At 68.1% G+C, this 7,916-nt stretch carries 7 protein-coding genes and 1 pseudogene; 3 read left to right on the top strand and 5 right to left on the bottom strand.

Going from position 1 to position 7,916, the window contains the following annotated elements:
• The 4 genes and pseudogenes from I55_RS38015 to I55_RS24150 form a co-directional block, all read right to left on the bottom strand.
• Positions 1–210, bottom strand: a pseudogene (locus tag I55_RS38015) (hypothetical protein); the annotation flags it as partial.
• A gap of 8 nt (positions 211–218) precedes the next feature.
• A complete protein-coding gene (locus I55_RS24160; protein WP_044563248.1) occupies positions 219–521 on the bottom strand; it encodes a DUF1778 domain-containing protein in 303 nt (100 codons plus the stop codon).
• A 60-nt stretch (positions 522–581) separates the two neighbouring features.
• Positions 582–2,396: an ATP-binding cassette domain-containing protein gene (locus tag I55_RS24155; protein ID WP_044563246.1), complete on the bottom strand. Its 1,815-nt coding sequence runs from the start codon at positions 2,394–2,396 to the stop codon at positions 582–584.
• Between the two features lie 26 nt (positions 2,397–2,422).
• The gene (locus I55_RS24150; RefSeq protein ID WP_044563244.1) at positions 2,423–3,205 is read right to left on the bottom strand and encodes a TerB family tellurite resistance protein; all 783 of its coding nucleotides are present in this window, start codon (positions 3,203–3,205) and stop codon (positions 2,423–2,425) included.
• Between the two features lie 383 nt (positions 3,206–3,588).
• Between I55_RS24150 and I55_RS24145 the strand changes: the two genes are divergently transcribed.
• From I55_RS24145 to I55_RS24135, 3 genes are all read left to right on the top strand, one after another.
• On the top strand, positions 3,589–4,650 hold the full coding sequence (locus tag I55_RS24145; RefSeq protein WP_252181294.1) for a TIGR00266 family protein: 1,062 nt from the start codon (positions 3,589–3,591) through the stop codon (positions 4,648–4,650).
• A gap of 53 nt (positions 4,651–4,703) precedes the next feature.
• On the top strand, positions 4,704–6,095 hold the full coding sequence (fumC, locus tag I55_RS24140; protein WP_044563240.1) for a class II fumarate hydratase: 1,392 nt from the start codon (positions 4,704–4,706) through the stop codon (positions 6,093–6,095).
• A 127-nt stretch (positions 6,096–6,222) separates the two neighbouring features.
• Entirely contained in the window at positions 6,223–6,453 is a 231-nt protein-coding gene (locus I55_RS24135; RefSeq protein WP_148293935.1) for a hypothetical protein, read from the top strand.
• Between the two features lie 12 nt (positions 6,454–6,465).
• Here I55_RS24135 and I55_RS37345 read toward each other — a convergent pair.
• Positions 6,466–7,916 (bottom strand): hypothetical protein (locus I55_RS37345; RefSeq protein WP_044563236.1); only part of this gene is annotated, 1,451 nt, incomplete at its 5' end.

Raw genomic sequence — 7,916 nt, 5'->3', positions numbered from 1 at the left:
AGTGGAAGACAGGGTGTAATATCCGGCGACACTTCCGTCAGGCAGGACCAGGACAAAGGGGGCGGCGATGTTCTTGCGGGAATCCTGCCCGACCTGTGTACGGAAATAGCGATCCAGGGCTTCCACGCCACTGGTGAAGCTACTGCGGTCATGCTGCGGGCCAAGCATCTCGACCCGCAGAGACTCAAGTCCACGATCAGCCGTCGCCATGCCGTCTGTCAGGTGCCAGTGGCGTCGCGATATCGACGTATGGTGTCGCGCAGCCGGTCGTTCACAGGCTGGGGATTGCAGAGGGCCGCGACAAAAGCCTGGCTGTCCCGAACCGACAGTTCGAGACGCTGGTGCTCGTCAATGGCGCGCCGGGCTGCGTCTTGTACGCTGGCCAGGACGAAATCCGTAACCGATCGACCCTGAAGCGCCGCCGCCCGCTCAATCAGGTCTTTCTGCTCGGCGGTGATGCGCGCTTCCAACCGTTCGCTGCGAGTGCGGCGTTGGGGGGCATTTGCTGCGGGTTGAACCATGCTGTTCCTCCAGCTTCACATTGTACGGCCATCGGCCGGACGTTGTAAAGGAGTGAAGAGTTATGCCCCGCTCTCCAGCTCCTCCTTCAGGGCCTCCAGCTCCAGCCAGCGTTCCTCGGCCGTGGCCAGATCCTGATGGGTCTTGTCCAGGTCGGACGTGGCCTTCTGGAAGGCGGCGGGGTCGCGGGCATAAAGGGTGGCGTCGGCCAGCTTGGCCTCTAGCTTCTTCACCTGCTCGCCCAGCTTGTCCATCAGGGCCGGCAGCTGGTCCAGCTCCCGCTGCTCCTTGTAGCCGAGCTTGCGCTTGGCCTTGGGCGCTTCCGTCGCCCGGGGCGCGTCCGTGGCCTTGGGTGCCACGCCGGCGGGCGCCGCGCGGGCCGGGCGCTGGATCAGGTAATCGCTGTAGCCGCCGGCGTATTCCGCCACCACGCCGTCCCCCTCCACCGCGATGGTGGAGGTGACCAGCCGGTCCAGGAAGTCACGGTCGTGGCTGACCAGCAGCAGGGTGCCGGGATAATCGCTCAGGACCTCTTCCAGCAGGTCCAGCGTGTCCATGTCCAGATCGTTGGTCGGTTCGTCCAGCACCATCAGGTTGCTGGGCTGGGCGAACAGCTTGGCCAGCAGCAGGCGGTTGCGCTCACCGCCCGACAGCGCCCGGGTCGGCTGCTCCAGCATGCCGGGGTCGAACAGGAAATCGCGCATGTATGAGGCGACATGGCGGGGGGTGCCGCCCACCACCACGCTGTCGCCGCCGAAGGGCAGCAGCACCTGGCGGATGGTCTGGTTGGGGTCAAGCTGGGCCCGGCGCTGGTCGAACACCACCGTTTCCAGGTTGGTGCCCAGGCGGATGGTGCCGCTGTCCGGCGCCAGTTCGCCCATCAGCATCTTCAGGATGGTGGTCTTGCCGGCACCGTTGGGGCCGATCAGGCCCACCCGGTCGCCCCGCAGAATGCGGGTGGAGAAGTCGCGGGCGATGACGCGCGGGCCCTCCGGCCCCGCAAAGCTCTTGGCGATGTTGGTCGCTTCGATCACCAGCCGGCCGGAGTTCTCGGCCTCCGCCACCGCCAGCTTGACTTGGCCCTGGCGGTTGCGGTCCGACCGTTCCTTGCGCAGGCCCTGCAGGGCGCGGACGCGACCCATGTTGCGGGTGCGGCGGGCGCTGATGCCTTCGCGCAGCCACTTCATCTCCACCGCGATCTTGCGGTCCAACTTGGAGAAGGCGAGGTCCTCCGCCGCGAACACCTCGTCCCGCCAGGCCTCGTACTCGGCGAACGGCCGCTCCGTCTCCCGCATGGTGCCGCGGTCCAGCCACATGGTCTTGCGGGCCAGATTGTTCAGGAAGGTGCGGTCGTGGCTGATCAGCAGCAGGCCGCCGCGGAAGGCCTGCAGCGCCTTTTCCAGATACTCGATGGTCGGCAGATCCAGATGGTTGGTCGGCTCGTCCATCAGCAGGACGTCGGGATCGCTGACCAGGGCCTGGGCGATGGCGGCGCGGCGGGCCTCACCGCCCGACAGGGTGCCGGCTGCCCGGTCGCCGGGCAGGCTCAGCTCGTCCAGCACGGCCTCGACGCGGTAGGGCGCGTCCTCCACCTGGCCGGCGCGCACGAAGTCCGCCACCGTGGCGTGGCCGCTGAAGTCCGGCTCCTGGTGCAGGTAGCCGATGCGGGCGCCTGGCTGGATGTAGCGCTCGCCCTTGTCCAGATCCACGACACCGGCCAGGGCCTTCAGCAGGGTGGACTTGCCGCTGCCGTTGCGGCCAACCAGGGCGACCTTGTCCCCCCGGCCGATGGCGACGTCCACCTCCTGGAACAGGGTGGTGGCGCCCAGGACGATCTGGGCGCCCTTCAGGGCGACGATGGGCGGGGTGGGTGCCATGGAAGCGATGAACTCAAGTATGCGGTTTACTGGTGCGGACCGGCGGGCGCGCCGGCCCGCTGGCTCTGGATCTTGTCATAGGCGGCGTTCAGCGCGGCGGTCTTCCGCGTGGCGATGTCCACGAACTCCGCCGGCAGGCCTTGGGCCATGACCGTGTCGGGATGGTTGTCGCGCAAGGCCTGGCGCCAGGCCAGCTTGATTTCCGCATCGCTGGCGGTACGCGCCACGCCCAGCACGGCGTAGGGGTCGTCCAGCGGGTCGGCGTAGCCGGCGGCCGTGCCGCCGTGGATGCGGCGGATGCCTTCGAAGGTGGCGTCGGAAATGCCGAAGATGCGGGCGACGTCGGCCAGGAAGGTCAACTCGGCGGGGTGCAGCTGGCCATCGGCCACGGCGATATGGAACAGGCAGCCCAGCAGGTCCTCCAGCACCTTGGGCCGGTCGCGGAACATGCCGGCCAGCTGGTGGGCATAGGGCTCGAACCCGGCGCTGTCGCGCTTGGCCAGGTCGAAGACGCGGCCGACATGGCGCGCCTCCTCCGCCGGGATGCGGAAGACGCGCTTGAAGGCGTCGACCTCGGCCCGGGCGACCACGCCGTCAGCCTTGGCCATCTTGGCGCCCAGGGCGATGACGCCCACGGTGAAGGCCACGGTTCGGGTCTGGTCGGGCTGGCCGTCCGGTCCGGGTGGCGGGGCGGCCTGGGAGGCCCAGGCGTCGGCGGCATGGCCGGCGGCCACGCCCAGCAGGGCGCCCAGCGGCCCGCCCACGGCGAAGCCCGCGACACCGCCCACGATCTTGCCCCAGATGCTCATCGATCCCCACCTCGGCCATGGCAGCCGGCCTTGCCGGAACAGGAAGGCCGGCCGGCACCATAGCGGCCCGGCCCAATCCCGCCAATGAGTCCCTTCATGTCGGTCCTCCGACTCAGCCGTCCCCATGTCCATTCTCCGCGAAGGGGGGGACGCCTGGCTTGCGGGTCCGTCAACCGGCCAGACCGATGATGGGGCAGGCGTCCATTTGGAAAGACGCCGCCGCGCGGCGTTTATTCCATTGGGGCGGTGAATCGGTGACCGTGGGGCGAAGGGGCCAGATGGCCCGCCGGGAATGGGGCCAGCGCTGGTGGGGGCGGGGCCATCTTGGTAAAAGGGTGGGGATGACGAGGGCCGCGCCGGGGGGACCGGGGAAGGCCCCCCAGATGAAGGAAAGGCGCAGCGCCATGACGGAATGGTTCTTCCACAACGGTCAGCAGCAGGCGGGGCCCCTGGATGACGCGGCGGCGCGCAACTTCGCCCGCGCCAATCCAGGCGCGCATTGCTGGCGGGAGGGCTTTACGGACTGGCTGCCCGTGGGCCAGGTGGCGGAGCTGTACGGCGGCACCGCCTCGTCCCCGCCCCCGCCGCCGCCGCCGGGTGGTGGCATCTGGGGGACCTTCGCCGGCGCCGGCAACCCCTTCACCGCCTCCCCGCCGCCGGGACCGGCCAGCGCGCTGGACTATACCATCCACGGCCATGAGATGCAGTATGTGGAGGTGACGCTTTCGCCCGGCGACAGCGCCATCGCCGAGGCCGGCGCCCTGCTGTACAAGGACGCCAGCGTCGACATGACCACCATCTTCGGCGACGGCTCCTCCCGCGATGGCGGCAGCGTGCTGGACCAGCTGTGGGGGGCGGGCAAGCGCGTGCTCTCCGGCTCCACCCTGTTCACCACCGTCTTCACCCAGCGCGGCGCCGGCCCCGGCACGGTGGCCTTCTCCGCCCCCTATCCCGGCACCATTTCGGCGCTGAAGCTGGCCGACTATGGCGGGCGCCTGATCTGCCACAAGGACAGCTTCCTGGCGGCGGCGCGTGGGGTCGCGATCGGCATCTATTTCCAACGCCGCATCCTGACCGGCCTGTTCGGTGGCGACGGCTTCATCATGCAGAAGCTGGAAGGCGACGGCATCGTCTTCATCCACATGGGCGGCACCCTGGTGGAACGCACCCTGGCCCCGGGGGAGGTCATCCACGTGGACACCGGCTGCCTGGCCGCCATGACCGCCGACGTCGATTTCGACGTGGAGCAGGTGGGCGGCATCAAGTCCATGCTGTTCGGTGGCGAAGGCCTGTTCTTCGCCCGGCTGCGCGGTCCCGGCAAGGTGTGGCTGCAAAGCCTGCCCTTCTCCCGCCTGGCGGGCCGCATGCTGGCCTCGTCCCTGGTGGGAACCCGGGAGGAGGGGGGTGTGTTCGGCGCCATAGGCAACATTCTCGACAAGCGCTGACATCGGGGGTGGCGCTAGACTGGGCGTCTGTTCCAAGCCTGGAGAGATCCGCGATGACTGCCACCCGCACCGAAACCGACAGCTTCGGCCCCCTGGAGGTGCCGTCCGACCGCTATTGGGGCGCCCAGACCCAGCGGTCGCTGGGCAACTTCAAGATCGGGGGGGAGCGGATGCCGCCGGCCCTGGTCCATGCCCTGGGCATCCAGAAGCAGGCGGCGGCCCAGGCCAATGTGAAGCTGGGGGAGCTGGACGCGGCGCTGGGCCGCGCCATCATCCAGGCGGCGGCGGAGGTGGCGGCGGGGAAGCTGGACGACCACTTCCCCCTGGTGGTGTGGCAGACCGGGTCCGGCACCCAGACCAACATGAACGCCAACGAGGTCATCTCCAACCGCGCTATCGAGCTGCTGGGCGGGCAGATGGGGTCCAAGACGCCGGTGCATCCCAACGATCATGTGAACCGCGGCCAATCATCCAACGACAGCTTTCCCACCGCCATGCACATCGCCGCGGCGGTGGAGCTGCACCGCACCCTGGTGCCGGCGCTGGAGCATCTGCGCGACGCCCTGGCCGCCAAGGCCGAGGCGTTCAAGGCCATCGTCAAGATCGGCCGCACCCATCTGCAGGACGCCACGCCGCTGACCCTGGGCCAGGAATTCTCCGGCTATGCCCAACAACTGGCCTATGGGGTGGAGCGGGTGAAGGCGGCCCTGCCGGCGCTGCTGCGTCTGGCCCAGGGCGGCACGGCGGTGGGCACCGGCCTGAACGCCAAGGTCGGCTTCGACGTGGCCTTCGCGGCCGAGGTGGCGGCCCTGACCGGCCTGCCCTTCGTGACCGCCCCCAACAAGTTCGAGGCGCTGGCGACGCACGACAGCCTGGTGGAGGTGTCCGGCGTGCTGAACACGCTTGCCGCGTCGCTGATGAAGGTGGCCAACGACATCCGCCTGCTGGGCTCCGGTCCCCGCTGCGGCATCGGGGAGCTGAGCCTGCCGGAGAACGAGCCCGGCAGTTCCATCATGCCCGGCAAGGTCAACCCGACGCAGTCGGAAGCCATGACCATGGTGTGCGCCCAGGTGATGGGCAACCACACCACCGTCACCATCGCCGGCGCCACCGGCCATTTCGAGCTGAACGTCTTCAAGCCCGTCATCATCCACAACGTGGCCCAGTCCATCCGCCTGCTGGCCGACGCGGCGCGCAGCTTCACCGACAACTGCGTGGTGGGCATCACGGCGAATGAGGACCGCATCGCCACGGCGCTGCACCAAAGCCTGATGCTGGTGACGGCCCTGAACCCGCACATCGGCTACGACAAGGCGGCCAAGATCGCCAAGAAGGCCCACGCCGAGGGCACCACCCTGAAGGCTGCCGGCCTGGCCCTGGGTTTCCTGACCGAGGCGGAGTTTGACGCCTGGGTGAAGCCCGAGGACATGATCCATCCCGGTTAAGGTGGACCTGGGCGGCAAGCGGGTTTGGACCGGCGGGGGGAGCGCAAATTCCCCTTGCCAGAATTCTTGTTATGTGCCTTGATCGTTCTTATTTTGTTCTTTCGCGACATCAGCGATGGAGGACGATATGGCCGGCGCGTTTCAATGGGGGCATCTGGACCAGGGCAGCATCGTGGCCGACATGGCCACCGCCGTGGCGGTTTACGCCAATCCTCGGGATGAGATCGTCATCCGTCGCCAGGGCGGCTTCGGTACCGAGGATGAGGTGGTGGTGGTGCCGCTGCGGGTGGCCGAAGGCCTCATGCGCCGCATGGAAAACCTGATCCGGGAACTGCGGGCCGAAACGGCGCTGAGCTGACGTGTCGGCGGCCTACTTCAGTTGTTCCAGCGTGTAGCAGACATGGTCCCCGAGGCAATGGCGCATGATGGAATCGGCGGGAGGCTGCTCCGGGCAGCGGCCTGTCGTCCCGGGGGGCGGCCGCGCGACACCGAAGCCGTGAGCGACGGCCATGAGGGCGCGGTATCCCAGTTCGCCCTGGCGATAGCTTGGCGTGGCTAGCGTTGGGCAGGGCGCCACCACTTCCAGCTGGAAAATATGGTCGGGCGCTTGCGGCGCCTGGGAGCATAGGCGCTCCCGCGTGGCGGCGACGGTCATCATGGTGAGCTGCCGGGATTGAAGCGACCGATCCTCCAGGCAGGAACGGACACCCGTCCGGTCCAATTCGACCATCACGGTCAATGGGACGGGATGTCCGTAAGAGCGGTTGTTGAGGATGGCGACCAGGTCCCCTGGTTTGCTGCGGTCGGTGATGGCCGTGATCAACGCGGTCGCGGTCGTGGAAAACCATTCCGGTGAATGGGCGGTGCTGGTCAGCAGCAGGGTCAGGGCCGTGACGCCGGTCACCATGGCGGCCGGCATGGCGGTCAAGCCCTTCGGCAGGGGAAGTCCCGGCACCTCCGCGACGAGGGCCGCGATGGAAAGCATCAGGACCAACAGCAGCGGGGCCGTGCCGAAATCCAGCATATAGGCGTAAATGGAACCGGTGCTGCGGGAGATGATGACGATTTCCAGGACCATCAGCAGGCCGCTTATCATGGCGGCCTCCCGCCATAGGCGATGGAAGCGGCGTCGGCGAATCATCAACGTGATTCCGACGAGCAGCGGGGGTACCAGGAAATCGCGGGGCAGAAGCCATTTGCCCAGGGCCAAGGCGGCGATCTGACCCAAGGGACGCCGCTCGAAGGCTGGTGGCCTCAGGGCCGTACGGATGATCGCGATGATGTTCCCTGGCGGGTTCAGAATGGCATCCAGCACCATAGGCAGGGCGAACAGGCCAATGATCGCCGCGCATCCAGCCCATGTGGCGAGGGAGAAGCCCTGGCCCATGGCGCTGCGGCGTTCGGTCCGGCCGCGCGCCAGGGCATAGGCCCAGATCACCACCACCCCGGGCGCCAGGGGGATATAGGCGTGCACCAGGATACAGGTGAGCGCGGTGGTCGCCACCAGCCCGAAGGCTGAACCCCGGACCAGCAGGACCGCCGATAGGATCAAGGCGGTCGTGGGCAGCGGCAGGAAATGGGGGATGAACAGGGTCGCGTACCAGTCCGCGCCCGACAATTGCAGGGGAATGGCGCACAGTCCCGCTAGCACCGCTCCCCGTCCCACCCCATCATCCCGCGTCAGTCGCAGCGCCAGGAGGGCGATCAGGGCGAAAAAGCCGGCGCCCAGCGCCATCATGGCGATGAGATGCGCGAGATGGAGCGACCCGACCAGCGGGGCCAGCGGCTCGAACAGCCAGCGGACGTAGAACAGGACGGCCC

This window comes from Azospirillum sp. B4 (genome assembly GCF_000333275.1).
Lineage (GTDB): Bacteria > Pseudomonadota > Alphaproteobacteria > Azospirillales > Azospirillaceae > Nitrospirillum.
Note: the sequence above shows the minus strand (reverse complement) of the source record. Positions and strands in the feature narration are given on the sequence as shown.

Coding starts and splice junctions, on each gene's coding strand:
- I55_RS24150 (WP_044563244.1), bottom strand. CDS start 3,205: ATGAGCATCTGGGGCAAGATCGTGGGCGGTGTCGCGGGCTTCGCCGTG.
- I55_RS24155 (WP_044563246.1), bottom strand. CDS start 2,396: ATGGCACCCACCCCGCCCATCGTCGCCCTGAAGGGCGCCCAGATCGTC.
- I55_RS24145 (WP_252181294.1), top strand. CDS start 3,589: ATGAAGGAAAGGCGCAGCGCCATGACGGAATGGTTCTTCCACAACGGT.
- fumC (WP_044563240.1), top strand. CDS start 4,704: ATGACTGCCACCCGCACCGAAACCGACAGCTTCGGCCCCCTGGAGGTG.
- I55_RS24135 (WP_148293935.1), top strand. CDS start 6,223: ATGGCCGGCGCGTTTCAATGGGGGCATCTGGACCAGGGCAGCATCGTG.
- I55_RS24160 (WP_044563248.1), bottom strand. CDS start 521: ATGGTTCAACCCGCAGCAAATGCCCCCCAACGCCGCACTCGCAGCGAA.